The 24,149-nt window shown below is 69.8% G+C and carries 25 protein-coding genes; 13 read left to right on the top strand and 12 right to left on the bottom strand.

The features are described from left to right. Positions 1–2: 2 nt before the first annotated feature. Together neuB and Q0044_RS02250 are read right to left on the bottom strand one after the other, a co-directional pair. Positions 3–1,019, bottom strand: a complete 1,017-nt coding sequence (neuB, locus tag Q0044_RS02255; RefSeq protein WP_298158976.1) for an N-acetylneuraminate synthase — start codon at positions 1,017–1,019, stop codon at positions 3–5. Beyond that, on the bottom strand, positions 1,016–1,666 hold the full coding sequence (locus Q0044_RS02250) for an acetyltransferase (RefSeq protein WP_298158974.1): 651 nt from the start codon (positions 1,664–1,666) through the stop codon (positions 1,016–1,018). The genes neuB and Q0044_RS02250 overlap by 4 nt, the downstream gene beginning before the upstream one ends. A gap of 199 nt (positions 1,667–1,865) precedes the next feature. On the opposite strand from Q0044_RS02250, the gene Q0044_RS02245 reads away from it, so the two are divergent. Continuing rightward, a complete protein-coding gene (locus Q0044_RS02245) occupies positions 1,866–2,153 on the top strand; it encodes a hypothetical protein (RefSeq protein WP_298158971.1) in 288 nt (95 codons plus the stop codon). A gap of 36 nt (positions 2,154–2,189) precedes the next feature. Here the strand turns inward: Q0044_RS02245 and Q0044_RS02240 are convergent, their stop codons facing one another. Both Q0044_RS02240 and Q0044_RS02235 read right to left on the bottom strand, forming a co-directional pair. Further along, a complete protein-coding gene (locus Q0044_RS02240) occupies positions 2,190–2,990 on the bottom strand; it encodes an SDR family NAD(P)-dependent oxidoreductase (RefSeq protein WP_298158967.1) in 801 nt (266 codons plus the stop codon). A 14-nt stretch (positions 2,991–3,004) separates the two neighbouring features. After that, the gene (locus Q0044_RS02235; RefSeq protein WP_298158966.1) at positions 3,005–3,499 is read right to left on the bottom strand and encodes an Rrf2 family transcriptional regulator; all 495 of its coding nucleotides are present in this window, start codon (positions 3,497–3,499) and stop codon (positions 3,005–3,007) included. Positions 3,500–3,678: 179 nt separating this feature from the next. Between Q0044_RS02235 and Q0044_RS02230 the strand changes: the two genes are divergently transcribed. Beyond that, positions 3,679–5,637, top strand: coding sequence for a potassium transporter Kup (locus tag Q0044_RS02230; protein WP_298158964.1), 1,959 nt, complete (start codon positions 3,679–3,681; stop codon positions 5,635–5,637). 47 nt (positions 5,638–5,684) lie between these two features. Beyond that, the gene (locus Q0044_RS02225; protein WP_298158962.1) at positions 5,685–7,025 is read left to right on the top strand and encodes an RsmB/NOP family class I SAM-dependent RNA methyltransferase; all 1,341 of its coding nucleotides are present in this window, start codon (positions 5,685–5,687) and stop codon (positions 7,023–7,025) included. Between the two features lie 81 nt (positions 7,026–7,106). Here Q0044_RS02225 and Q0044_RS02220 read toward each other — a convergent pair whose 3' ends face one another. The 3 genes from Q0044_RS02220 to Q0044_RS02210 form a co-directional block, all read right to left on the bottom strand. Then, complete coding sequence (locus Q0044_RS02220; protein ID WP_298158960.1) at positions 7,107–8,135, bottom strand: DUF4167 domain-containing protein; 1,029 nt, start codon at positions 8,133–8,135, stop codon at positions 7,107–7,109. 312 nt (positions 8,136–8,447) lie between these two features. Next, positions 8,448–9,332, bottom strand: a complete 885-nt coding sequence (prmC, locus tag Q0044_RS02215; RefSeq protein WP_298158957.1) for a peptide chain release factor N(5)-glutamine methyltransferase — start codon at positions 9,330–9,332, stop codon at positions 8,448–8,450. Then, complete coding sequence (locus tag Q0044_RS02210; protein WP_298158954.1) at positions 9,333–10,103, bottom strand: MOSC domain-containing protein; 771 nt, start codon at positions 10,101–10,103, stop codon at positions 9,333–9,335. A gap of 84 nt (positions 10,104–10,187) precedes the next feature. Here Q0044_RS02210 and Q0044_RS02205 point away from each other — a divergent pair, with 84 nt between their 5' ends. The 10 genes from Q0044_RS02205 to Q0044_RS02160 all read left to right on the top strand — a co-directional run bounded on the left by Q0044_RS02205 (position 10,188) and on the right by Q0044_RS02160 (position 17,506). Beyond that, entirely contained in the window at positions 10,188–11,420 is a 1,233-nt protein-coding gene (locus Q0044_RS02205) for a YihY/virulence factor BrkB family protein (protein ID WP_298158951.1), read from the top strand. A 51-nt stretch (positions 11,421–11,471) separates the two neighbouring features. Further along, positions 11,472–11,741 carry a hypothetical protein gene (locus Q0044_RS02200; RefSeq protein ID WP_298158948.1) on the top strand — a complete coding sequence of 90 codons (270 nt, stop codon included), beginning with the start codon at positions 11,472–11,474 and terminating at the stop codon, positions 11,739–11,741. A 182-nt stretch (positions 11,742–11,923) separates the two neighbouring features. Then, complete coding sequence (locus Q0044_RS02195; RefSeq protein WP_298158945.1) at positions 11,924–12,136, top strand: cold-shock protein; 213 nt, start codon at positions 11,924–11,926, stop codon at positions 12,134–12,136. Positions 12,137–12,255: 119 nt separating this feature from the next. Further along, a complete protein-coding gene (locus Q0044_RS02190; protein ID WP_298158943.1) occupies positions 12,256–12,975 on the top strand; it encodes a heme ABC transporter permease in 720 nt (239 codons plus the stop codon). 3 nt (positions 12,976–12,978) lie between these two features. Next, entirely contained in the window at positions 12,979–13,173 is a 195-nt protein-coding gene (gene ccmD / locus Q0044_RS02185) for a heme exporter protein CcmD (RefSeq protein WP_298158941.1), read from the top strand. Next, on the top strand, positions 13,170–13,769 hold the full coding sequence (locus Q0044_RS02180; protein ID WP_298158940.1) for a DsbE family thiol:disulfide interchange protein: 600 nt from the start codon (positions 13,170–13,172) through the stop codon (positions 13,767–13,769). Before ccmD ends, Q0044_RS02180 begins: the two co-directional genes overlap by 4 nt. A 138-nt stretch (positions 13,770–13,907) precedes the next feature. Then, positions 13,908–14,135: a hypothetical protein gene (locus tag Q0044_RS02175; protein WP_298158938.1), complete on the top strand. Its 228-nt coding sequence runs from the start codon at positions 13,908–13,910 to the stop codon at positions 14,133–14,135. Positions 14,136–14,213: 78 nt separating this feature from the next. Beyond that, positions 14,214–15,818 carry a bifunctional phosphoribosylaminoimidazolecarboxamide formyltransferase/IMP cyclohydrolase gene (purH, locus tag Q0044_RS02170; RefSeq protein WP_298158935.1) on the top strand — a complete coding sequence of 535 codons (1,605 nt, stop codon included), beginning with the start codon at positions 14,214–14,216 and terminating at the stop codon, positions 15,816–15,818. 168 nt (positions 15,819–15,986) lie between these two features. Beyond that, positions 15,987–16,760: a dienelactone hydrolase family protein gene (locus Q0044_RS02165; protein ID WP_298158933.1), complete on the top strand. Its 774-nt coding sequence runs from the start codon at positions 15,987–15,989 to the stop codon at positions 16,758–16,760. Continuing rightward, entirely contained in the window at positions 16,760–17,506 is a 747-nt protein-coding gene (locus Q0044_RS02160) for a dienelactone hydrolase family protein (RefSeq protein ID WP_298158930.1), read from the top strand. Before Q0044_RS02165 ends, Q0044_RS02160 begins: the two co-directional genes overlap by 1 nt. A gap of 1 nt (position 17,507) precedes the next feature. On the opposite strand, the gene Q0044_RS02155 is transcribed toward Q0044_RS02160, so the two are convergent. The 5 genes from Q0044_RS02155 to glnD form a co-directional block, all read right to left on the bottom strand. Next, on the bottom strand, positions 17,508–17,969 hold the full coding sequence (locus Q0044_RS02155; RefSeq protein ID WP_298158928.1) for an OsmC family protein: 462 nt from the start codon (positions 17,967–17,969) through the stop codon (positions 17,508–17,510). A 12-nt stretch (positions 17,970–17,981) separates the two neighbouring features. Next, positions 17,982–18,671, bottom strand: coding sequence for a GNAT family N-acetyltransferase (locus tag Q0044_RS02150; protein ID WP_298158926.1), 690 nt, complete (start codon positions 18,669–18,671; stop codon positions 17,982–17,984). Between the two features lie 71 nt (positions 18,672–18,742). Continuing rightward, a complete protein-coding gene (trpS, locus tag Q0044_RS02145; protein ID WP_298158924.1) occupies positions 18,743–19,786 on the bottom strand; it encodes a tryptophan--tRNA ligase in 1,044 nt (347 codons plus the stop codon). Further along, a complete protein-coding gene (gene murJ / locus Q0044_RS02140) occupies positions 19,786–21,381 on the bottom strand; it encodes a murein biosynthesis integral membrane protein MurJ (protein WP_298158922.1) in 1,596 nt (531 codons plus the stop codon). The genes trpS and murJ overlap by 1 nt, the downstream gene beginning before the upstream one ends. Positions 21,382–21,420: 39 nt before the next feature. Beyond that, positions 21,421–24,105 carry a [protein-PII] uridylyltransferase gene (gene glnD / locus Q0044_RS02135; protein WP_298158919.1) on the bottom strand — a complete coding sequence of 895 codons (2,685 nt, stop codon included), beginning with the start codon at positions 24,103–24,105 and terminating at the stop codon, positions 21,421–21,423. Positions 24,106–24,149: the final 44 nt, after the last annotated feature.

The following is a 24,149-nucleotide window of genomic DNA, read 5'->3' as shown; positions in this document are numbered from 1 at the left end:
GGTCAGGCGAGGTCGGCGTCGGTCAGCTTCGTCCCGGCCCGCACCGCCCGCGCGGCCGTCCGGCCCACCACCGTCGCGTGCCGCGCCGCCGAGATCCCGTCGCCGGGGCGCAGGGCGATCAGGTCATCCGCCGTCACCGCCGCCCCCGCCGCGATGTCCCGCGCCGCGAAAAGACTGCGGCGGGCGACGGTCATGATCTCGTGCTCGGCCTCGACCGGCCGTTTGATCCCGTCGCCCAGGGAGGCCTCCACTGTCCGGATGCCTGCGATCAGCCGGGCGAGGCCGTCCGGGTCCATCGACATGGCGTGGTCGGGACCGGCGAGGTCGTTGTCGAGGGTGAAATGTTTCTCGACCACCGTCGCGCCGCGCGCCACGGCGGCCAGGGAGACGGCGTCGCCGAGCGTATGGTCCGACCAGCCGACGGGCCGCCCGAAGGCCTGCGCCAGCGTATCCATGGCCCTGAGGTTCGCGTCCTTCGCCGGGGCCGGATAGTTGGACACGCAGTGCAGGATGGTCAGGGACGGGTTTCCCTCCGCCTCGATCCAGCCGGCCGCCTCGGCCACCTCGTCCAGGGTGCTCATTCCGGTGGACAGGATGACCTCGCCCCCGGCCTCATGCGCCAGACGGGCGACGCCTTGGACGAAGGGGGCATTGGTGATCTCGCCCGACGCCAGTTTGAATCGCTTCATGCCGAGCCCGGCCAGCATGGCGGCGCTGTCGATGTCGAAGGGCGAGGACATGAACTCGATGCCGGTCGCACGGCAGTGATCGGCGATCCGGGCAAAGTCGGCGTCGGGCAGTTCCAGCCGCCTCAGCATCTCCGACTGGCTGACCGCGCCGTCGCGCACCTTCTGATACTCCGCCATCGGCGCCTCGGGCGCCGAGATGGCGCCCGACCGGAAGGTCTGGAACTTCACCGCGTCGGCACCCGCGGCCCTGGCGACGTCGACCAGCTTCAGGGCCAGATCAAGCGCGCCGTTGTGGTTCACCCCGGCCTCGGCAATGAAGAAGACGCTCATCGCGTGATCTCCCGCGCCGGATTGCCGACCACGACGGCACCGGCCGCCACATCCTTCACGACCACCGCCCCCATGCCGATCACCGCGCCTGCACCGATCGTCAGGCCCTGCCGGATCAGGGCGCCGGCACCGATCTCGACCTCGTCGCCTATCGTCACCCCGCCGTTGACGCAGGCGCGCGGACCCAGGGTGACGAAGTCGCCGATCACGGCGTCATGGGCGAGGCTGGACTGGACGTTCGCGATCAGGTGCCGGCCGACCGAAACGTCGGCGTTGATCAGGGCGTAGGGGGCGATCAGGGCGCCGGGGGCGACGCGGGCGCTGTCCAGGATCGTGGCCGTCGCGGCCGTCACGGTCAGGGCGCGGCAGCCGGCCGCCTCCAGCCGCCCGGCGACGGCCAGACGGGTCTCCGGCCTGCCGATGGCGACCGCAAACAGCCGCTCGCCGGCCTGGGCGACGAACTCCGCCTCGCTGATCACACGATGGCCGCCGACGTCCGGCCCGGCCTCGCGATCCACGAAGACGATCCGGTCCGGGTCGACCCCCAGATCGGGCCGGGCGGCGATCTGGGTCCGGACGAACGGCATGGTCTCGCGACCGTGCCCGCCGGCGCCGACCAGTCCGAAGATCGCCCTTGATGAGGTCATGACGCCGAAGCTAGCGCCTGATTTGGGTCCGGCCTCAAGCAGAAGCGGTCAGATCCGGCTCAGAGCCCCGCATGTCCGCCGACCCTGTTCAGCTCCGGGCTGTCGGGCAACGGCCTGCCCATCGCCCTGTAACCCCCGGCGGGGTTGCGTCGTAGTCGGCTCAGGGGATCGATCCCCGGCATTTATCTCAGGGGTTTCCATGTCCATCCGTTCCGTCGTCACCTGCACCGCCGTCGCCGCCGTGGCGCTTCTGGCCGCCGCCTGCCAGCCTGCCGCTGAAACCAAGACCGAACCGACCACCGAGGGCGCGATGGCGCCGGCTGCGGATTCCGCCATGGCCCCTGCGGCCGACGGCGCCATGGCCCCGGCCGCCGACGCGATGGCGCCTGCGGGCGACGGCGCGATGGCTCCGGCTGCGGACAGCGCCATGGCCCCTGCCGCTGACAAGATGGCTCCGGCCGCCGACAAGATGGCCCCGGCCCACTGATCGACACGCGGGCGGCTGATCGGACGGCGTTACAGCCTAGATCCGCTTCAGCCGCCTCGCATGGCCGGCGACCATGTTCAGGGCCAGGCTGTCGGGCAAGAGCTTGCCCATGGCCGCGAGGACGTTGTTCATGAACCCCGGCGTGACCCTTGCCCGGTCCGCCTCGCAGGCGACATAGCCGACCTGGGCGACGTGCCGCGCCGTCTGCCACATCCATGAGGGATAGGCGGACGACACCTGTTCGCGCGAGCCGTTGACGTCGTGGAACTCGGTCAATGTGTAACCGGGGCACAGGGCGGTGACGTGGACGCCGGTCCCGCGCGTCTCAAGCCACAGACCCTGGGACGCCTTGATCAGGAAGCTCTTGATCGGGCCGTACAGGGTGTCGCCGCCGGTCGCAGGCATCTGACCGGCGAGCGAGGCGACATTGATGATCCGCCCGAACCCGCGCTCGACCATGCCCGGGAGCAACAGGCGCGACAGGGCGACCGGCGCCGACAGCATGACCTGGACCATCGCCCTATGCTGCTCGGGGTCGGTGGCGAGGAAGCCTGTGGTCCGCGAGAAGCCGGCGTTGTTGATCAGCCCGTCGACCGTCAGGCCGCGCGCCACGATGGCCTCCACCAGTCGCGCGGGGGCATCGGGATCGGCCAGGTCGGCGGGGATCACGGTCGCGGTGACGCCCCATGTGGTGGTGATCTCTGCGGCCAGGGCGGTCAGGGCCGCCTCACGCCGCGCCGTCAGGATCACGTCCCAGCCCCTTTCCGCATAGACCCGGGCCAGGGCCGCCCCGATTCCGGCCGATGCGCCGGTGATCAGAAGGGTGCGCCGGCTCACGTCAGGCCCGAAATCTAGACCGCCACGGCGCCGGCGGCGCGGATGGCCTCGGTACAGGCCGGGTGGGGCGCGAGCCCGTCCAGGGCGGTCGATGTCTCGGCCAGCAGGTCGGCGATGGTGATCCTGCTCAGGGCCGCAGACGCGGCCTCGTCGGCCAGGGTCAGGACCTTGGCCACCTGGCGGGGGATATGCTCCCCGACCGGACAGCCCTTGGCGCCGGCGGGCGGCGAGCCGAGGTGGGCGCAACCGTTGACCGCCTTCAGCACCTCGTCGAGGCGGATGTCCTGCGGCTGGCGCAGCAGCCAGGAGCCGCCGGAGGCCCCGGGACGGGTCGCGATCAGGCCCGCCTTGGACAACAGGGCGGTCACCCGGCGGATGACCACCGGGTTGGTCGGCACCGAGGCCGCCAGAATCGCGCTGGGACAGGCCCGGGCAGCGTCATAGGCGCCCTTGTGGGCCAGATAGGCCAGGGCGTGGGCGGCGACGGGAAAGCGTTGGCTGTCTGACATTTTCGTCCGGTTCCAGTTCCCAAGGTAGGCACTGGGAAGGCGATTCACAAATCCGGGCTGTCGGCTCGACGAACACGGTGCAACTCAAACCGATTCCATGCGATTGAACCAGCCGCGGAATGGGCCTAAAGGCCCTCCGCTTTGATGGGCCCGCCGACTGCGGCGCCCGGAGGATATTCATGGCTGGGGACGCTTCCCCCGGTGACGGCGCTCCCCCCGCCTCGCCTGATCAGATCACCGCCGCATCCAACGGCCATGCCGTGCCCCACGGGCCCGGCAAGGCCGGATTCTGGGCGCTCACCATCGGCGCGATCGGCGTCGTGTTCGGCGACATCGGCACCAGCCCGCTGTACGCCCTGCGCGAGGCCATCGCCCATGCCCAGTCGGGCGTCGGCGGCGAACTGGCCGTGATCGGCGTGGTTTCGCTGGCCTTCTGGGCCCTCATGATCGTGGTGACATTCAAATACGTCATCTTCCTCATGCGGGCGGACAACAAGGGCGAAGGCGGGACCCTGGCCCTGATGGCCCTCGCCACCCATGCGATCGGCCGCCGGTCCGCCTGGATCTTCATTCTCGGCGTCTGCGGCGCGGCCCTGTTCTACGGCGACGGCATCATCACGCCGGCGATTTCCGTGCTGTCGGCGATAGAGGGCGTCAAGGACGCCCCGGGCGTGGGCACGCGGCTCGACGCCTTCATCGTCCCGATCGCCGCCGCCATCCTGATCGGTCTGTTCCTGGTCCAGTCGCGCGGCACAGCCAGTCTGTCGAAGTATTTCGGCCCCCTGACGGCCCTGTGGTTCCTGTCGCTGGGGGCGCTCGGCCTCTACCACATCTTCGACGACATCTCGGTGCTGCGCGCCCTGTCGCCCCACTACGGGGTCATGCTGCTGCTTAATGACGGCTTCCTGGGTTTCATCATCCTGGGCAGCGTCTTCCTGGCGGTCACGGGCGCCGAGGCGCTCTATGCGGACATGGGCCATTTCGGCAAGGCGCCGATCCGCGCCGGATGGCTGTGCTTCGTCCTGCCCTGTCTGACCCTGAACTATCTGGGCCAGGGCGCCCTGATCCTCGACAACCCCGGAGCGGCCCTGAACCCGTTCTGGTCGATGGTGCCGGAGTTCGCCTATTGGCCGATGCTGGCCCTGGCCACGATTGCCACGGTCATCGCCTCCCAGGCCGTGATCACGGGCGCCTTCTCGGTGACCCAGCAGGCCGTCCAGCTGGGCCTGTTGCCCCGTATCGACATCCGGTTCACGTCCGAGACCCAGGCCGGCCAGATCTTCGTGCCCGCCGTGAACACCTTCCTGATGCTGGGCGTCCTCACCCTGCTGTTCGTGTTCCAGAGCTCGCACAACCTGACGGCCGCCTATGGCGTCGCCGTCACCGGGGTCATGCTGATCAACACCCTGATGGCCTATTCGGTCATCACCAAGAAATGGAAATGGCCGCTGTGGGCGACCCTGGGTGCCCTCGTTCCCTTCGGCTTCATCGACAGCGTCTTCCTGACCTCCAACCTGCTCAAGATCCCCGACGGCGCCTGGTTGCCGCTGGTGCTGGGCGCGGTGCTGGTGCTGATCATGTGGACCTGGACACGCGGGTCCCAGATCCTCTCGGCCAAGTCCAAGAAGGACAGCCTGCCCCTGACCGATCTGATCGAGATGTTGCGCGCCCGACCGCCGCACCGCTCACCCGGCACGGCCATCTTCCTGACCTCGGACCCGGACGTCGCCCCGGTCGCCCTGATGCATAATCTCAAGCACAACAAGGTGCTGCACGAGAAGAACGTCATCCTGACCGTTCGGACCACCGACCGGCCGCGGGTGAGCGACAGCGAGCGCGTCCTGATCGAGCCGATCAATGACGACTTCAAGAAGATCACGCTCAGCTACGGCTTCATGGAAAGCCCGGTTGTTCCACGCGCCCTGAGCCAGTGCCGCAAGCAGGGGGTGAAGTTCGACATCATGTCGACCAGCTTCTTCCTCGGCCGCCGCTCGGTCGTGCCGTCGGCGTCGCAGGGGATGCCCCTGTGGCAGGACAAGCTCTACATCTTCCTGATGCGCAACGCGGCCAACCCGACCGACTTCTTCCACATCCCGCCCGGACGCGTGGTCGAGCTCGGAACGCAGGTCTCGGTTTGAGCGGGGGAACCCCCAAGGGCAAGAACTCCGGGGCCCGCGGGCGCCGCATGGCCGACAAGGCGCGCGGTCCCCGCCGGGAACCGATCGCCCGGATTGCCGAGCCGGACGGCGCAGCCGACATCGGGGTCGAGGCGCGCATCGCCGCCGGCGTCCTGCTGAACGCCGCCCTTGAGCGCCGCAACGGGCTGGACGAGGCCATGGCCCTGCCCGAACTGAAGAGCCTGCCCGGTCCGGATCGCGCCTTCGCCCGCGCCGTGGCGATGGCCGCCCTGCGTCGTCTCGGCGAGATCGACGCCATCATGAACCGCCGCCTGCAGAAATCGCCGCCCGAAGCCGTCCGCACGATCCTGCGCGTCTCCCTGGCCCAGACCCTGGTGCTGGAGACTCCCGCCTTCGCCGCCGTCTCCACGGCCGTGAAACTGGCTGAACGCGACGCCAAGACCCGTCCCTACAAGGCGCTCGTGAACGCCGTCCTGCGCGGTATCGAGCGCGAGGGCCCCGGCATGACCACGGCGGAGTCGAACCTCCCCGACTGGATCGCCGCGCGCTGGAAACAGACCTATGGCGAGGCCGCCCTGGCCGCCATCGCCCTGGCGGCCCGCGACGAACCGCCGACCGACCTCAGTCTCAAGCCCGGCGAGGACGCCCAGGCCCTGGCCGACACCATCGACGGCACGGTCCTGCCCGGCGGGACTGTCCGCTCGGGCGTGCGGGGCGACGTCGCGACCTGGTCCGGATACGAGACCGGCGGCTGGTGGGTCCAGGACGCGGCCGCGGCCGTCCCCGCCCGCCTGCTGGCCCCGAAGGCCGGCGAGACCGCGCTCGACATGTGCGCGGCCCCCGGCGGCAAGACGCTGCAACTGGCCGCCAGCGGCGCGACCGTCGTGGCCCTCGACCGTTCGGAGCCGCGCCTGCGTCGCCTGCGCCAGAACCTGGAACGCACGGGGCTGACGGCCGAGATCGTCGTCACGCCCGGCGAGGACTGGGAGGACGATCGCACCTTCGACGCCGTTCTGCTCGATGCGCCCTGCACCGCGACCGGCACCCTGCGCCGCAATCCTGAAGTCCTGCGCGCCACCAAGCCGGCCGAGGTCGCCAAACTGGCCGACGTCCAGCACCGGCTGCTCGACGCGGCCGCCGACCGCGTCGCGCCCGGCGGTCGTCTGGTCTATTGCGTGTGCTCGCTGGAGCGGGAAGAGGGCGAAACCCAGGTCATCGCCTTCCTGCGCCGCAATCCGGGCTTCCGGACCACGCCCGCCGATCCGGCCGCCGTCGGCGCGCCGGCCGAGGCCCTGACACCCGAAGGCTGGCTCCGCATCCTGCCCTCGATGTGGGCGGAGGCCGGAAGCCTCGACGGCTTCTTCGTCGCCCGGCTGGATCGAGCCTAGCCGGCTGTCCCGGTCGGCCAGGGCGCGATCCGGCGCCCGGCCAGAGCCAATGCCAGACGGCGTTTGTCCCTAGCCGGAAGACTATTCGCCGTCGGCGGAAGTCTCGGCCTTCTTGCGCGGCGCACGGCGCTTGGGCGCGGGCGTTTCGCCGTCATCCGAGGGCGCCGATGTCGGGGCCGTCGAGCGGGTCAGGAAGCCGGGCAGGGCCTGGGTCGTGTCGACCGGAGCCTCGGCGCGCGGCGTGCGGGTCCGGCGCGCGGGGCGTTCTTCCTGCGCGGGCGCAGCCTCGACCGGCGCGGCTTCTGCGGGCGGGACATAGGTCACGGGCGCGGTGGAGGCGATGAAGTCGCCGCCCTCCCTGACGTTTTCCGGCCGACCGCTGTCGGAACGGCTCTCGAACCGGCCCTCGGCCTCTTCGTAGGTGCGGGTGTCGGGCGTGCCGCCCTCGGCCTCGAAGCGACGGTTGCGTTCCTCGCGACGACGCTCCCAGCGTTCGCGACGGGTCTCACGTCGACCGCCCTCGCCCTGGCCTTCGCCCTCGGCGCGGGGTTGGCCGTCCTGGCCATCGCGGTTCTGGTTGTCGCGCGGCGGACGCGGGGTCCATTCGCGATCGCGGTTCTGGCCGTCGCGATTCTGGTTCTCGTCACGCGGCGGGCGTGGAGTCCATTCGCGCGGCTCGCGCGGCTGCTGGGCGCCCTGGGCGGCCTCGGCATCGCGGGCGTCGCTCTGCTGCTGGATGCGGTCGGCAGCTTGTTGCGCGGCAAGGAAGGCGGCGGCCTGGGCCCCGGTCTCATCCTCGAAATCGATGTCATAGCCCTGGTTCGACAGTTCGCGCGCGGCGATCTCGGACACCGGGCGCTGCGGCTGAAGGGCGCGCAGGACGCGGAAATAGTGTTCGGCGTGCTGGAGATAGTTCTCGGCCAGCACCCGGTCGCCCGACGAGCCGGCGTCGCGCGCCAGCTGCTGATAGCGCTCGTAGACGGTCTGGGCGTTGCCGCGGACCTTGATGTTCTCGGGCCCTTGCGAGTCCCATGAACGGTTGGGGTTCGCCGCATTCGCGTTGCCGCCGCCGCCACCGGGTTTCCGGTTGCGGCCGCGCTGACGCTTCATGCCCTTGAAATCTCGCATCGAGGCTTACCGTGCTGGTTTGGCGTGTCCCTGCGCGAACATGGCGAGGGTGTCAGGCCGGTTGTCTGTGGTTCCGGTTCGCTTGGGGGCCAATCCCCGGCGGCGATGTGATCGGAAGGACCTTTGTCGCCCGTCGTGGTCCGCTGGCAGTGACACCGCCGACCTTCACGCGCGTCCCGGCCGAGCGTCGCTGGACCTGGAGCGGTTCAGCGAGATGCGGAAGGGAGGGAGACAACCAAGGACTTAGCGCGCGCCGGGGCGGTTTCCAAGGGGTTTGTTCGGATCAGCCCCGGACTAGGACTGGCGGATCGGCGTCGTTCTTGGATCCGGACCGTTGGTGACCACACGGTGCCGGTCGCCGAGGTCCTTGACCACCTTCACCTCCTCCAGCCCCGCCGCCTCGAACAGGGCCTTGACCGCCTCGCCCTGGTCCCAGCCGATCTCGACGGCGAAGGTGCCGCCCGGCTTGAGGATGCGGGCGATCTCGGGGGCGAGGTCGCGATAGGCCTGCAGACCGTCGGGGCCGCCGTCCAGGGCCAGGATCGGATCATGCTCGCGCACCTCCGGATCCAGACCGGGAATGTCGTCGGACGGAATATAGGGCGGGTTGGACACCACCAGATCGAAGCTGTGGTCGCCGAACCCGGCGGCCCACTCCGTCCTCAGGAAGGTCGCGCGGTTATCCAGCCCGAGATTGGCGGCATTCTCCCTGGCCACGGCCAGGGCCTCGGACGAAATATCGGTGCCGACGCCGTGCGCGGCCGGCCGGTCACCGAGAACGGCCAGCAGGATGGCGCCCGATCCGGTCCCCAGATCGATGACGCTGAAGGCCTGGGCCGGTTCGAAGGCCAGCATGGCCACGTCGAGGATGGTCTCGGTGTCCGGACGCGGGCTGAGCACGTCGGGGGTGACGTTCAGCATGATCTTCCAGAACCCCTTGCGGCCCAGGATCCGCGACACGGGCTCGCGGCGCAGGCGACGTTCGACATAGCCGGCCAGGGTCGCCGACTGGTCCGGCGTCAGGGGCCGGTGGGGGTCCGTGAGTATCTCGAGCCGGCTGGCGCCGGTCGCGGCCTCGAGCAGCAGGCGTGCGTCGATGGCCGGACTGTCGATGCGGGCAGCCTTCAGCTCGCCCTGGGCGGCCTTCCAGGCGGCGACGAGGGTGTGGGTGTCCGTCATTCAGCAAAGCTCCGCGCGGTCGCCGACGGTCAGCGTCCCGCCGGTTCCGACCGAAAGATAGAGGCCGCACCAGCGGTGGCCGTAAAGCTCTTGAAGGGCGGAAACCACATCGATGTCCCGGCTTCCGGTTTCGGGGTCCACATGGGTGGCGACACAGCGAACGATCGGCTTGATCACCGTCAGCCTCGCTTCGCCCAGGGTCAGGTCGCGCCCGGTCCAGTCGTTCTCGGCCCAGGCCGGCCAGCCCTCGACCCAGACATTGGCCCGGAACCGCAAGGGGTCGACCCTCACGCCCAGCCGTCCGGACAGGTCGCGCACGCTGGCCAGGTTCAGCACCGAAACCGACCCTGCGGGATCGTCCATGAACCGGTGGCCGGTTCCGTCCAGCAGGCGCAGCGGCGCGGTCGCCTCCTCGCCGAGGAATTCCGTCAGCCAGGCTTCCAGCCGCCGCTCGTCCCCGGGATCGCCGAGTTTCACCGACAGGTCCGGCGCGCCCTCGCTCGACACATGCAGCGTATCGGTCGTCTCGTCCCACCGGGTGCGGACCCGCGCGATCTCCGGCAGGCGCGCCAGCACAGTGAACCGCATCTTTGAGATATGGGCCGGCGCCCGGGGATCGAAGCCCGACGGCCCGGTCTCGACCGCGCGCAGCCGGTCGCCGGGAAAGGCCCGGCCGGCCGTCAACACCGCCCGCTCCAGCGGCTCGGGCGTGAAACCCTTGACCGGATGGCGGTACAGGGCGGCGACGGATGCGGAAGAAGTCTCGGCCACGGCCGGTCAGTGCCCCAGCGCGCGAATTCAGGCAAGGTGAACTGCAGCCGGAACACGGCCCGCCGCTGGACCGTTGACCCGCCGATGAAATTTCCCTCGCCGATCCGATCGTCCGCGCGCCGCCCCCTTTTTTCTGGCCCCTGGGCCTTCATCGGCGCGATCATCGGAGGACTGGCCGCCGGCGCGGGCGCCGCGCATCTGATCTATTCGCAGGGACACAGATTCGGCCTGGAGCTCCGGCCGGAACGCGCCGGGGCGGCTCCGCCCCAACCCCCGACGCCCGAAGAGTTCGACAGCATGCACCCGGGTCGGGGGCGACTGGCGCGACGTCCCGCACACATCCCGCACAAGGGCTGGCTCGACATCGGCTGGCGGGTCGGCAACGGCTATTTCACCGATCAGGTGGGCTTCGTCGCCGGGGGCGTCACCTTCCTGATGCTGCTGTCGCTGTTTCCAACCCTGGCGGCCTTCGTCACGGTCTACGGCCTGTTCGCCGACCCGGCCGACGCCTCCGCGCGGGTCGCCTTCCTCTACGCCCTCCTGCCGTCCAGCGTCGCGAGCTTCCTGGCCCAGGAAATGACCCGGCTGGCCGCAGGCTCGACGCGGGACCTGACCTTCACCCTGATCTGGACTTTGGGCCTGTCACTGTGGACGGCCAACAACGGGATCAAGACACTGTTTCACGGCATCAACGTCGCCTATCACGAGGTCGAGAAGCGCGACATCATCCAGTACAATCTGCTGTGTTTCGCCTTCACCCTGTCGGGCCTGGCAGCGGTTCTGGTCAGCGCGGCCCTCGTGGTCGGCGTGCCGATCGTGCTGGGGCTGTTCGGTCTGGCCGACGACTGGGAGCGCCTGGCTCCGCTGCGATGGCCGATGCTGTTCGCCATCTACGTGCTGACGCTGGTGACCATGTATCGCTTCGGCCCCAGCCGGGCGGGCGCGACGGTGCGGTGGCTGTTCCCCGGCGCCCTCTTCGCCGCGACAGTCAGCGTGCTGATCTCCTTCACCTTCAGCTGGTATCTGACCAACTTCGTTCGCATGGACTCCTACGGTCCCCTGGCGACGGCGATGGGCTTTTTGCTGTGGGTCTGGCTGTCGGTTCAGGTCGTGCTGATGGGCGCCAAGCTGAACGCCGAGATCGAGCATCAGACGGCGATCGACACCACCGTGAAACGCGGGGCGCCGATCGGTGCGCGCGGCGCGACCATGGCCGATACGGTAGGCGCGCCCCAGGGCAGTCGCGAGCTCGTCGCCTTCACGCGGCGACAGGCGACGACGGTGGCCCGGAGGCTGAGGCGTGGCCACGACGCCTGACGTGTCCGACCCGTCTCGCAAAACCGCGTCGGTGCGCCTATCTCCCTGACCATGAGTAACAACTTTCGTCTGACGACCCTCGAACGCGCCTACGAACTCGCCCGCAGCGGAGAGTGCCGCACCGTCGGCGACATCAAGGCCCGACTGCAGCAGGAAGGCCATGAGCGCGTCCAGGATCGCCTGTACGGCGGATCCCTGACCTCCGCCCTGCGCAAGCTCTGCGTCGCCCACTATGTCGCGCCGGAAGGCGAGGCGGGCGCGCCCGCCCCGACCGATTCCGGGGATGGGAGCGAAGACGAGGACGGACCGGGACCGGCCTGAATCGGGGCGACTCAAGACTCAGGTTGTGCACAGGGCGTTTTGCGCCCATATGACGTCTGTCGATCTCTCTGCGTAACGCCCTCTCTCTTTGCGAACGCACCGAGTTTCTGGCCGATCCCATTCAGACCCGACAGGCTTCAGGCGCTCTTGCCTGATGCAAACTGCTAACGGAGGTCCTTAAAATGGCTACCGGCACTGTCAAATGGTACAACTCCACCAAAGGCTACGGCTTCATCGAGCCCTCGGACGGCGGCAAGGACGTGTTCGTGCACGTTTCGGCCGTTGAAGGCGCAGGCATGAACGGCCTGAACGAAGGCCAGAAGGTCTCGTACGAAGTCGAACGCGACCGTCGCACCGGCAAGGAATCTGCCGGCCAGCTGAAGGCCGCTGAATAGTCCTTCACGGATTTTTCAAGTGATTGACGGGGTCGGGGCGCAAGCCCCGGCCCCGTTTTCGTTGGCGCGACCCGGCGTGCGCTTGCTCCATCCCGCCGCGGCGCGTAATCGCGCGGACGATGTTCGGCCTCGCCAATCCCGCCCGTTTCATGAGCTTCACCCGGCCGCTGACGCCGGTGCTGTGGGCGATCGCGGCCGTTCTGCTGGCTGTCGGGACCTGGCTCAGTTTCGCGGCGCCCGGCGACTATCAGCAGGGCGACACGGTCCGGATCATGTTCGTGCATGTGCCGGCCTCGACCCTGGGTCTCGCGGCCTATGCGGCGCTCGGCGTTTCAAGCTTCTTCGCCCTCGTCTTTCGCCATCCGCTGGCCGACGCCGCGGCCCGCGCCGCCGCCCTGCCCGGAGCCGCCTTCACAGCGCTCGCCCTGTTTACAGGCGCTGTCTGGGCCAAGCCGATGTGGGGAACCTGGTGGGTCTGGGACGCCCGGCTGACGAGCGTGCTCGTCCTGTTCCTCTTCTACCTCGGCTATATGGCGCTGCGCGCCTCGCTTGACGACGAGCAGAAGGCCGCCCGCGCCGCCGCCGTCCTCGGTCTCGTCGGTCTGATCAACCTGCCGATCGTGAAGTTCTCGGTCGACTGGTGGAACACCCTGCACCAGCCCGCCTCCCTGTTGCGCGCGGGCGGATCCAGCCTCGATCCCGTCTTCCTCGCCCCCCTGCTGACCATGATGGCGGCCTACGGGGCCCTGTTCCTGGCCGTCTGGCTGACCGCGATCCGCACCGAGATCACCCGCCGTCGGGTCCAGACCCTGCGCGCCCGTAGGGCGATGGAGGCCTAGCCGATGCCCGACCTCGACATGAGCCCCTACGCCGCCTTCGTCTGGCCCGCCTGGGGCATCAGCGTCCTCGTGCTCGGCGCCGTCGTCGCCCGCGCCGTTGTGGCGTCACGCCGATGGAAGGCCGAGCTGAAGCGGCTGGAGGACAACGGCGAGGCCGGGCCTCAGGTCACGCAAGGCGCCGCAGGGCAGGCACAATGAGCCGGTGGCTGACCGTGATCCCGCTGGTCGTGCTGGTCGCGCTCGCCGCCCTGTTCATCGGCTGGTCGCTTAAGCGTGATCCCGCGTTCAAACCGGATGCCCTCGTGGGCCAGACCGTGCCCGAAACCGTCCTGCCCATTCTTCAGGACGGCGTCGCCGGGCCTCAGAATGTCGACATCCGCACTGCCGGCGTGGGCAGGCCGATGATCGTCAATGTCTTCGCCAGCTGGTGCGCGCCCTGTCGCCTCGAGCATCCACGCCTTCTGGCCCTGAAGGCGCAGGGGATCGCTGTCGTCGGCGTCGCCTACAAGGACGAGCCCGAGGCGACCCAGGCCTTCCTCGACGAACTGGGCGATCCCTTCGCCATGGTCCTTGTGGACCGCGAGGGCCGCGCCGGCCTCGACCTCGGCGTCTCGGGCGTCCCCGAGAGCTTCGCCGTCGACGCCATGGGCCGGATCGTCGCCAAGGCCTCCGGCCCCCTGCTCACCGACCAGGACGTCGCGCGCCTGACCTCGGCCCTGAACGCGCCGCTGCGCCCCCTGCCGACCGCCACCACACTGGAAGACGCCCAGGCCCGCCGCAACGCCGCGAACTAATCTTGCAACCGTGCACCCCGGCGCAGGCCGGGGTCCAGATCCCCAGTGCAGGCGGCCTGGATTTCGCACCGAAGCCCTGCCTTGGCTGAAGGCCTTCCCGTTAACCCTTTTTCGACAGGTTTCGTTAACCCTGTTCGCATGAGCGCGATTCGGCCCGACATTCCGCAGACCCTGCCCGCCACAACGCCGACCGGCCAGACGGCGCAGGTGAAGGCCGCCCAGGCCGCCTTCTTCCGCGCCGCGCTCAGCGAGGTGCAGGCCACAACGCCCGGCCCCCAGGCCCCGACAGGCCAGGCCGCACGGACCAGCGAGCCGGAGACGCCCCGCCTGCCCCGCCTCGGCCAGCTTCTGGACATCCGGGTCTAGTTTCCCGTCACCGAAGGTGACCCGCAGCGTCACCGGTGCTAGACGCGCGCGCATCCGCCCTCCCCCAGGATTCGCCCCATGCCCGCCGCCCCCGACTTTCCCCCCGCCCCCGACGCGGTGAAGCCCGTCCGCGCCCTGATCTCGCTCTCGGACAAGACCGGGCTCGAGGACGCCGCGCGCGCGATGCACGAGGCGGGCGTGGAGCTGGTCTCGACCGGCGGCACCCGCGCCGCCATCGCCGGGTTCGGCCTGCCCGTGAAGGACGTGGCCGACCTGACCGGCTTCCCCGAAATGATGGACGGCAGGGTCAAGACCCTGCACCCCGTCGTTCACGGCGGCCTGCTGGGGGTGCGTGACGCGGCCGAGCACAGGGCGGCCATGGACGAACACGGCATCGGCCCGATCGATATCGTGTGGATTGATCTGTACCCGTTCGAATCAACCGTTGCTTCGGGCGCCGGGTTCGACGCGGTGATCGAGAATATCGACATCGGCGGCCCGGCCATGATCCGTTCGGGCTCGAAGAACCACGGCTATGTCGCCGTCGCCGTCGACGGCGAGAGCATCGGCCTGATCGTCGAGGCGCTGAAGGCCTCAGGGTCGACGTCCCTGGCCCTGCGCAAGCAGCTGGCCGCCCGCGCCTTCGCCCGCACCGCCGCCTATGACGCCGCCGTCTCGGGCTGGTTCGCGGGACAGCTGGAAGACGCCGCCCCGGCCCGCAAATCGATCGCCGGCAGCCTCGCCCAGACCCTGCGCTACGGCGAGAACCCGCACCAGACGGGCGCCTTCTACCGCACCGGAGAGGCGCGCCCCGGCGTCGCCCACGCGACCCAGATCCAGGGCAAGGAGCTGGGCTACAACAATATCGCCGACGCCGACGCCGCCTATGAACTGGTCGCCGAATTCGAGAGCCCGGCCTGCGTCATCGTCAAACACGCCAACCCCTGCGGTGTGGCCGTCGGCAAGGACCTCGGCGAGGCCTACGCCCGCGCCCTGGAATGCGACGCCGTCTCGGCTTTCGGCGGCGTCATCGCCGTCAACCGCCTGCTGAACGGGGCCGACGCCCGCGCCATCACCGAGATCTTCACCGAGGTGGTCATCGCCCCCGGCGCCGACGACGAGGCGAAGGAGGTCTTCGCCGCCAAGAAGAACCTGCGCCTGCTGATCACCGACGGCCTGCCCGACCCGCACGGCCCGGGCGAGGTCTTCCGCAGCGTCGCGGGCGGTTTCCTGGTCCAGTCGCGCGATCGCAGCCTGATCCGGCCCTCTGACCTCAAGATCGTCACCCGCCGCCAGCCGACGCCGCAGGAGATCGAGGACATGCTGTTCGCCTTCACCGTGGCCAAGCATGTCAAGTCGAACGCCATCGTTTACGCCAAGGACGGCCAGACCGCCGGCATCGGCGCCGGCCAGATGAACCGTCGCGACAGCGCCCGGATCGCCGCCATCCGCGCCCGCGAGGCCGGAGAGGCCAAGGGACTGGCCCATTCCCTGGCCGAGGGTTCAGCCTGCGCCTCCGAGGCCTTCTTCCCCTTCGCCGACGGCCTGCTGGAAGCGGTCGCCGCCGGCGCCACCTCGGTGATCCAGCCGGGGGGCTCGATGCGCGACGCCGAGGTCATCGCCGCGGCCGACGAACAGGGCATCGCCATGGCCTTCACCGGCGTCCGCGTCTTCCGGCACTGAAGTCGCTTTCCTTCTCCCGTTGGGAGAAGGTGGCGAGCGCAGCGAGACGGATGAGGGTCGGATCTCGCCGGTGACGCACGACCCTCACCCTTTCGCCTGGCCGATCGCTGCGCTCCCGGAGGCTCAAGCCCTCTCCCAACGGGAGAGGGGACGGCTTAAGGTGCCTTCATGGACACCCTCTCCGACCGCTGGGCCAGGCTCGAGCCCTTCATCCAGGTCGTCGGCCCGGACGACGACCGGCCGCGCCCCACGGTCCTCCTGTTCCACGGCTGTGGCGGCCTGCGTGGTCATCTGCCGATGTACGCCGCAGCCGCCCGGGAGGCCGGCTGGCGCGCGGTGATCGTCGATTCCTACGCCCCGCGCGGCTGGTCGCGCGAGTTCGCCATGGCCACGGTCTGCACCGGCCTGATGCTGCGCGGCTGGGAGCGGGGCGGCGACGTCGTCGCCTCGATCCAGGGCGTCTCGGCCCGGCCCGACGTGGACGAAACCCGCATCGTCCTCGCCGGCTGGAGCCACGGCGGCTGGGGCATCATGGAGGCGATGAGCTGTGATCCGGGTCCGGCGAAGGCGCTGGGCGTCAGGGACGCGGAGACCGCCGACCTGTCGGGCGTGAAGGCGACCTACCTGGCCTATCCCTATGTCGGGGTGGCGGCCCTGAACCGGATGCGGCCCTGGCGGCACTGCCCGAAGACGCTGGCGGTCATCTCCCGGAACGACCACCTGACCACTGTCCGCAATGCCGAGCGGGTCCACGACATGGTCCGGAACTGCGGCACCGAGGTCGAGACCTGGATCGCGCCCGGCACCCACAGTTTCGACGAGCCGATGACGGCCCTGCCGATGAAATACGACGCCGACCTGACCGGCGAAGCCATCCGTCGCTTCCGCGCCCTGCTGGATGATGTCGCCGTCGCGCCCCGCCCGGTTCCCGCCGCCGCCTGATGGACACCCTGGCGGAGCGCTGGGCCCGCCTGAAGCCGTCGCTCGTCATCCGTCGTCCCGAGGGATCAGGCCCCTTTCCCGTCGTCCTGATCTTCCCGGGCTGCGGCGGGGTGCGATCCCACCTGCATCGCTATGCCGAGGCGGCGGCCGGGGTCGGCTGGATGGCGGTGACGGTCGAGAGCTTCATCGCCCGCGGCTGGTCGGACGCCTTCGTCCGCACCTTCGTCTGCACCGGGCTTCTGCTGCGCGGCGGAAGGCGGGCAGGGGATGTGATGGCCGCGGCGACCTTTGCGAAGGCCCTGCCCGATGCCGATCCGGCCCGGATCGTCCTGGCGGGCTGGAGCCATGGCGCCTGGGCCATCATGGACCTGATGACCGGGAAGCTCGAAAGGCGGGGAGAGGCGATGATCGCCGATCCGGCGAACGCCGACCTGTCGGGCGTCGTCGGGGCCTTCATGCCCTATCCCTATGTCGCCTTCCCGGCCCGGAGCCGCTGGTTCCGCTGGCGCCGCGCCCTCGACGCCCTGGTCATCCTCCCGACGCGGGATCATCTGGCCCGCCGCGCCGACTACGAACGCGTCCTGAACCGCGCCCGCGAGGCCGGCTCGGAGATCGAGGAATGGATCGTCGACGCCACCCACGCCTTCGACGAACCGGGCCTGACCCATCCGAAGGTCCGCTACGATCCCGACGCCACGACGGAGGCGATCCGCCGCTTCGTCGGCTTCCTGAAGGCCCGGACCTGATCTAGCCGATCGTCGCCTCGATCGTGATCGTCGCGCGGACGCTATGGGCCATCTCGCAGTGGTCGTGGGCGGCGTGATGCAGGGCGTCGAGCGCGTCCTGGGCCGGCGCGGTCCCGGTGAAGGTCGTGACCGGACGAAGGGCCACCCGCGCCAGATAGCGCCGCCCCTCCGGATTGCGATCCAGCTCTCCGGAGGCCGCGTCGACATAGCGGTCGACCACCCACCCGGCCTTGGCGGCCAGGGCGAGGAACCACAGCATGTGGCAGCTGGACAGGGAGGCGATCATGGCCTCCTCCGGATCCACGGCCGAGGCGTCGGACAAGGGCAGGGGTACGCTGGCCGGGGCCGAGGAGCCGGGCACCACGGCCCCGCCGTCGAAGCGCCAGACGTGGGCCCGCGAATATTTGTTGTCGACGAAGGCCTGATCGCCCCGGGTCCACTCGATGGTCGCGTCGTAGGTCATGTCGCCCTCCCGCTATTTGAGAATCGTATAGGTCATCGGCGCCCGGACCTCGAAGCCCAGGGAGCGGTAGAAGGCGATGGTCGCATCGTGCCCGGCGAAGGCGTGCAGGAAGGCCCCCTCGCCTGTCGCCAGGATCTCTCCCGTCACGGCCCGCGACAGACCGGCCGCATAGCCTCTGCCGCGATGATCGGGGTGGGTACAGACGCCGCTCAGTTCGGTGAAGCCGTCGACCCGCAACCGCCGCCCCGCCATCGCGACCAGCCGCCCCTCATGCCTGACCCCGATGAAGGGTCCGAGCCGTCGCGTCCTCGACCGGAACGGACCCGGCTTCGTCAGGATCGCCAGCGCCAGCATCTCGGGCGCATCGGCCTCGGTCAGGGTCTCGAAAACAAGGTCGGGACCGCCTGCCGTCAGGGCCGAACAGACCATCTGGACCAGAGGAACACGGTTCATGACCTCCACGCCCGGCAGGTCCAAAGCGTCCATAGGGCCGCCGGTCCGCTCGACCATCCCCGCCCCCGGATGGCGCAGGGCCAGGTCCGCCATGGCCCTAACCGTCCCGGACCCCGCATCGGCGCCCGAGACGAAGATCCCCACCTCCGGATCGATGCGCACGGCGCGGACGTCGCTGTCGGCCGTGACGAAGCCCGACAACCGGGTCGTCAGGGCGTTCCACACGGCGCGGTCCAGCGGATGGCTCATGGTCACGCCTTAGCGCAGCGGCGATTTCGGGTCAGCCCCGCCCGCGACGCCGGGTCCGAAACCCGCTGACCTCAGCCCTGCCAGAAGCCCACGATCTTCTTGACCTCGGCCACCACCGGGTCGGCGATCGCGGTGGCGCGTTCGGCCCCGTCCTTCAGGACACGGTCGATCTCGGCCGGGTCGTCCATCAGGCGACGCATCTCGGCGGTGACCGGGGCCAGCGACGACACGGCCAGATCGGCCAGGGCCGGCTTGAAGGCGCCGAAGCCCTGGCCGGCGAACTGGGCCGTGACCTGTTCGCGCGTCTGGTCCGACAGGGCGGCGTAGATGGCGATCAGATTCTTGACCTCGGGCCGGTCGTCCAGGCTCTCGCCGGGCTCGGGCATGACGCCCATGTCGGTCTTGGACTTGCGGATCTTGGCGGCGATCGTGTCGGCGTCGTCGGTCAGGTTGATGCGCGACTGGTCCGAGGGATCGGACTTGGACATCTTGGCCGCGCCGTCGCGCAGGCTCATGACCCGCGTGGCCGGGCCCTGGATCAGGGGTTCGGGCAGGGGGAAGAAGCCGGGCGCGTCGAAATCGGTGTTGAACTTGCCGGCGATGTCGCGGGTCAACTCCAGATGCTGTTTCTGGTCCTCGCCGACCGGCACCTCGGTCGCCTTGTAGAGCAGGATGTCGGCGGCCTGGAGCACGGGGTAGGTGTAGAGGCCGACCGAGGCCCGTTCCTTGTGCTTGCCCGACTTCTCCTTGAACTGGGTCATCCGGTCGAGCCAGCCGAGCCGGGCGACGCAGTTGAAGACCCAGGCCAGTTCGGCATGCGCACGCACGGCCGACTGGGGGAAGATGGTCGACGTCGCCGGATCGAGACCCGAGGCGATATAGGCGGCCGCGATCTCGCGCGTCTGGGCCGTCAGCAGGGCCGGATCCTGCCAGACGGTGATGGCGTGCATGTCGGCCACGAACAGGAAACAGGGCGCGCCCGACTCCTGCAGCGCCGTGAACCGCTTCAGGGCGCCCAGATAGTTGCCCAGATGCAGGGCGCCGGACGCCTGGATGCCGCTGAGGATGCGGCGCGGGCCGCTGTAGGCGGGAACGGTCGGGGAGGCGTCAGTCATCAATCCAGTCCGGCGAGGGTCGAGGCCCCGGGTTCACGTCTCAGCGTCGCCTTCAGCTCGGAGACGCTCACGGCGCGGAAAAGCACGAGGCAGAGGCCATACACAAGGGCGCCGACCCCGCAGACCGCGATCACGGCGATCTCCTTGGCCAGAAGCAGCTGGCTCAGGTCGCGGTACCAGAGGCTGGCGGGCAGGAGCACGGCGGCCATGACGGCGCTGGCCGCAAGCACGCGCAGGAATTTCGATATGAACCGGCCGGAGAATTTCCACGCCTTTTCGCGCAGCAGGGTCCCGCCCAGAAGGCCGACATTGACCCAGGCCGAGACGCTGGTCGCGACGGCCAGACCCAGCACCCCGTCCATGCCCGCGGCCTGCAGGCCGAAGAACAGGGCCGAGCCCAGGGCCACGGTCACCCCGACCGAGGCGACGGAGAAGATCATCGGCCGTCGCGTGTCCTGACGGGCGAAGAAGGGCGGGGTCAGCACCTTGGCGAGGACGAAGGCCGGGACGCCCCAGGCGAACTGGCGCAGCACGTCGGCGGTTCGGGCCGCGTCGGCGCTGGTGAAGGCGCCGCGTGTCACGGTCGCGTCGATGATGAAGAAGGGGATGACGAACAGGGCCACGGCCGCCGGCAGGGTGAAGGCCATCGACAGGGTGATGCCGTCGTCCAGCGTGCGACGTCCGCCCTCGTGGTCGCCCGAGACGAAGGCCCGGGTCAGCCGGGGCACGAGGGCCAGGCCGATGGCGACGCCGACGAGGCCGAGCGGCAGCTGGTACAGGCGGTCGGCATTGTAGAGCACCGAACGGGCGCCCTCGTTCGAGCCGGTCAGCAGCTGGCTGACGACGGAATTGAGTTGCAGGGCGCCGCCGGCGAGCACGCCCGGGATGGCCAGCTTCAGCGTCCGCGCAACGCCCTCCGTCATCCGGGGCAGGGAGAGGTTCAGCCGGATGCCGAGGCGCCGGACGCCCCACCACAGCAGACCCGCCTGGATCACGCCGGAGACGGTGACGGCGAGGGTCACCGCATAGATCAGCGCCGTCTCGTCGATGTCGAGGACCAGCGGGGCCACGAGCGGCCCGAGGGTGCAGAGGTTGAGAAAGACCGGGACGCCCGCCGACAGGGCGAAACGGCCCGAGGTGTTCAGCACGCCCGACAGCAAAGACGCGATGGTCATGCAGGCGAGGTAGGGCATGGTCAGCTGGGCGGCGACGGTGGCGACATGCATCACCCCTGCATCGTCGCGATAGGCCGACAGCAACCAGGGCATCAGCCACGGCATGGCGATCTGGGCCAGGATGCAGAACCCGGCCACGACCGCGAAAATGAAACTGAGCGCCTCCGAGGCCGTGACGGCGGCTGCCTCCTCGCCCTCGCGGGCCCGCACCCCGCCGTAGATCGGCACGAAGGCCTGGGCGAAGGCCCCCTCCGCGAACAGCCGGCGGAACATGTTGGGCAGCATGAGCGCCGTGGACCAGACGTCCATCATCGCGCCCTGGCCGAAATTGGCCGACAGGGCCAGATCCCGGGCGAACCCCAGGATGCGGCTGCCCAGGGTCAGGGTCGCCTGCACGAGGGCGTTTCGGGCGAGACTCACAGGCGGGCGCTCACGCAGGACATCGGGGAGACCTTGCGCTTAGCGCGCTTCCGGCGCGGGCGAAACGGGCTTCCTCGGCCGCAGGTCCGAGACGTCGCGCGCGCTGGCCCGGGCGGCGGTGATCCGGCGTCCCTCGGGCGCTTCGGGCGCGCGGTCCAGCACGGCCTCCAGCGCGGCATGGACGTCGTCGAGCAGGCCGTCGGACTTCAGCTTCCGGCCGCTGCGATCGGTGACATAGAAGCTGTCGACCGCCCGTTCGCCGAAGCCGGCGACATGGGCCGAGCGGATCGACAGGTCGTGGTCGGACAGGGTGCGGGACAGCTCGGCCAGCAGGCCCGGCCGGTCGGCGCCCGAGACCTCGATCACCGTGGCGTCGGCCGAGGCCGCATTGTCGATCATCACCACCGGCCGCACATCGAACACGGCCCGGCGCGGCGAGGACCGGGGCATGGCGGGCGGCTGGACGGGGGTCTCTCCCCTCGCCGCCGCTTCCAGCGCCGCGATCAGGGATTTCAGCCGCCGCGGCTCGGCCTGGCCATAGGGCTGGTCGGCCCCGTCCTGGACCTGGAAGACGTCCAGCACCGTGCCGTCGGCGGCCGTCGCGACCCGCGCACCGGTCACATCGGCGCCTGCAGCCGCCAGGACCGCCGCCAGATCGGCGAACAGGCCGGGCCGGTCACGGGCCGCCAGCGCGATCTCCGTCGTCTCCTCGATCCGCCCGGCGACACAGGTCCGGGCCTCCACCGCCGCCCCGCCTTCCAGGGCCCGGGCGACGAGGTCGGCGTGTTCGGCCAGGGGATCGACGGTCTGGATGTCCTCGCCCCGGAACAGGGCCTCGACGGCCGCATAGAGGCTGCGCATCAGCTGACCCTTCCAGCTGTTCCACACCCCCGGCCCCACGGCCCGGATATCGGCCACGGTCAGGACCAGCAGCATCCGCAGCCGCTCCGGATCACCGACAAGCTCGGCGAAGGCCTGGACCGTCGCCGGATCGGAGATATCCCGCTTCTGGGCGTAGTCGCTGAGGGCCAGGTGGTGCCGCACCAGCCAGACCACGATCTCGATCCGCCGCGGATCGACGCCCAGCCGTTCGCAGGCCCTGCGCGCGGCGATGGCCCCGTCCTCCAGCTGCCCCCGCTCCCCGCCCTTGCCGACGTCGTGCAGCAACATGGCCAGCATCAGGGCCTCCGGGTCGGCGATCAGATGGATCACCTCGGTCGCCAGGGGATGGTCGTCCTTGAGCTTGCCGCGCTGGATGTCGTTGATGATGCCGATGGCCTGGAGCGTGTGCTCGTCGACCGTATAGGCATGGTACATGTTGAACTGGGTCTGGCCGACGATCCGGCCCCATTCCGGCAGGAACCGGCCCAGCAGTCCCGCCTCGTTCATGATGGTCAGGGCACGATAGGGCCTCTGGCCGTGCGCCAGCACATGCAACAGGGCCGCGGTCGCGCGCGGATCGCGCCTGAGCCTGGGCGTCACGAGGGCCAGCGAACGGGTGACGGCTGAGAAGGCGTGCGGATGGACGTCGAGGTCGTGCTGATCGGCGCAGACGAACAGGGTCAGCAGCTTGACCGGGTCCCCGGCGAACACCTCGGGTCCCGTCACCGACAGCCGCCCTCCGTCCTCGATGAATCCCTCGACGCCGAGGTTCCGCTTCCGGCCCGGGATCAGCCGCGACAGGCTCATCGTCTTCTTCTGCTGGCGCGCCTCCAGGGTCGCGCTCATCGCCCGGGTCAGGGCGCCGACGTCGCGGGCGACGAGGAAATATCGGCGCATGAACCGTTCGACCGCCGGTTCGTCGCCGCGACCGCGCCAGCCCATCCGCCGCGCCACCTCCGGCTGGAGGTCGAAGGTCAGCTTCTCCTCGGCCCGCCCCGCCGCCAGATGCAGATGCGCCCGCACCCGCCACAGGAAGTCGAACGCCTCCTCGAAGGTCCGTCGCTCGCGCGGCGTCAGCAGCTCGTCCAGCACCCGCGCGCCCAGCGGGCTCTCGGGCGCCAGGGACCGGGCGATCCAGAACAGGGTGTTGAGGTCGCGCAGCCCGCCCTTGCCGTCCTTGATGTTCGGCTCGACGCGATAACGGACCGCGCCCGTTCTGGAATGGCGTGTTTCACGCTCCTCCATCTTGGCGGCGATGAAGGGGCGGGGATCGGCGTTGGTGACCATGCCCCGGAAGCGCCAGAGGAAGTCCTCGGTCAGCCTGTCGTCGCCCGCCAGGGGCCGCGCCTCCAGCAGGGCCGTGCGGATGGTCATGTCGGACCGGGCCAGGCTCAGGGCCTCGTCCACCGACCGCGCCGAGGACCCGACCTTCAGCCCCAGGTCCCACAGGACGTAGAGCATGAACTCCGCCACCGTCTCCGTCCGGGCCGTCGTCTTCCACGGCCGCAGAAACACGAGGTCGAGATCCGAAAAGGGCGCCAGCACCCCCCGGCCGTAGCCGCCGACGGCGATCAGGCTGAGCTTCTCCGCCTCGGTCGGATTGTGCGACGGATAGAGGGTCTCGGTCGTGAACCGCCACAGGGCGGTCAGCAGCTCGTCGGCCGCCGCCGAATACAGCCGCGCCACCTCCACACCCGGCAGGCCATTGGCCAGTTTCGTCGCGATCTTCTCGCGCGCTGCGTCGTAGTGGGCTTTCAGCACCGCCGCCACGGCGGGCCGTACGCCCGGGCCGGACACGATGGCGTTGAGACGGGCGTCGAGGGCGTCACCCACTGTCGTCATCCTCCGGCGCGCGAGAGCGCGAACCTGTCGCGGACAACGCTGCC

This window comes from Brevundimonas sp. (assembly GCF_027484365.1).
Lineage (GTDB): Bacteria > Pseudomonadota > Alphaproteobacteria > Caulobacterales > Caulobacteraceae > Brevundimonas.
The sequence above is the reverse complement of the archived record's forward strand: the minus strand, read 5'-3'. Positions and strand labels throughout refer to the sequence as shown.

Excerpts from the sequence above, each read along its gene's own strand:
- neuB (WP_298158976.1), bottom strand. The coding sequence starts at position 1,019 with ATGAGCGTCTTCTTCATTGCCGAGGCCGGGGTGAACCACAACGGCGCG.
- Q0044_RS02250 (WP_298158974.1), bottom strand. The coding sequence starts at position 1,666 with ATGACCTCATCAAGGGCGATCTTCGGACTGGTCGGCGCCGGCGGGCAC.
- Q0044_RS02245 (WP_298158971.1), top strand. The coding sequence starts at position 1,866 with ATGTCCATCCGTTCCGTCGTCACCTGCACCGCCGTCGCCGCCGTGGCG.
- Q0044_RS02235 (WP_298158966.1), bottom strand. The coding sequence starts at position 3,499 with ATGTCAGACAGCCAACGCTTTCCCGTCGCCGCCCACGCCCTGGCCTAT.
- Q0044_RS02230 (WP_298158964.1), top strand. The coding sequence starts at position 3,679 with ATGGCTGGGGACGCTTCCCCCGGTGACGGCGCTCCCCCCGCCTCGCCT.
- Q0044_RS02225 (WP_298158962.1), top strand. The coding sequence starts at position 5,685 with ATGGCCGACAAGGCGCGCGGTCCCCGCCGGGAACCGATCGCCCGGATT.
- Q0044_RS02220 (WP_298158960.1), bottom strand. The coding sequence starts at position 8,135 with ATGAAGCGTCAGCGCGGCCGCAACCGGAAACCCGGTGGCGGCGGCGGC.
- prmC (WP_298158957.1), bottom strand. The coding sequence starts at position 9,332 with ATGACGGACACCCACACCCTCGTCGCCGCCTGGAAGGCCGCCCAGGGC.
- Q0044_RS02205 (WP_298158951.1), top strand. The coding sequence starts at position 10,188 with ATGAAATTTCCCTCGCCGATCCGATCGTCCGCGCGCCGCCCCCTTTTT.
- Q0044_RS02200 (WP_298158948.1), top strand. The coding sequence starts at position 11,472 with ATGAGTAACAACTTTCGTCTGACGACCCTCGAACGCGCCTACGAACTC.
- Q0044_RS02195 (WP_298158945.1), top strand. The coding sequence starts at position 11,924 with ATGGCTACCGGCACTGTCAAATGGTACAACTCCACCAAAGGCTACGGC.
- Q0044_RS02190 (WP_298158943.1), top strand. The coding sequence starts at position 12,256 with ATGTTCGGCCTCGCCAATCCCGCCCGTTTCATGAGCTTCACCCGGCCG.
- ccmD (WP_298158941.1), top strand. The coding sequence starts at position 12,979 with ATGCCCGACCTCGACATGAGCCCCTACGCCGCCTTCGTCTGGCCCGCC.
- Q0044_RS02180 (WP_298158940.1), top strand. The coding sequence starts at position 13,170 with ATGAGCCGGTGGCTGACCGTGATCCCGCTGGTCGTGCTGGTCGCGCTC.
- Q0044_RS02175 (WP_298158938.1), top strand. The coding sequence starts at position 13,908 with ATGAGCGCGATTCGGCCCGACATTCCGCAGACCCTGCCCGCCACAACG.
- purH (WP_298158935.1), top strand. The coding sequence starts at position 14,214 with ATGCCCGCCGCCCCCGACTTTCCCCCCGCCCCCGACGCGGTGAAGCCC.
- Q0044_RS02165 (WP_298158933.1), top strand. The coding sequence starts at position 15,987 with ATGGACACCCTCTCCGACCGCTGGGCCAGGCTCGAGCCCTTCATCCAG.
- Q0044_RS02160 (WP_298158930.1), top strand. The coding sequence starts at position 16,760 with ATGGACACCCTGGCGGAGCGCTGGGCCCGCCTGAAGCCGTCGCTCGTC.
- Q0044_RS02155 (WP_298158928.1), bottom strand. The coding sequence starts at position 17,969 with ATGACCTACGACGCGACCATCGAGTGGACCCGGGGCGATCAGGCCTTC.
- Q0044_RS02150 (WP_298158926.1), bottom strand. The coding sequence starts at position 18,671 with ATGAGCCATCCGCTGGACCGCGCCGTGTGGAACGCCCTGACGACCCGG.
- trpS (WP_298158924.1), bottom strand. The coding sequence starts at position 19,786 with ATGACTGACGCCTCCCCGACCGTTCCCGCCTACAGCGGCCCGCGCCGC.
- glnD (WP_298158919.1), bottom strand. The coding sequence starts at position 24,105 with ATGACGACAGTGGGTGACGCCCTCGACGCCCGTCTCAACGCCATCGTG.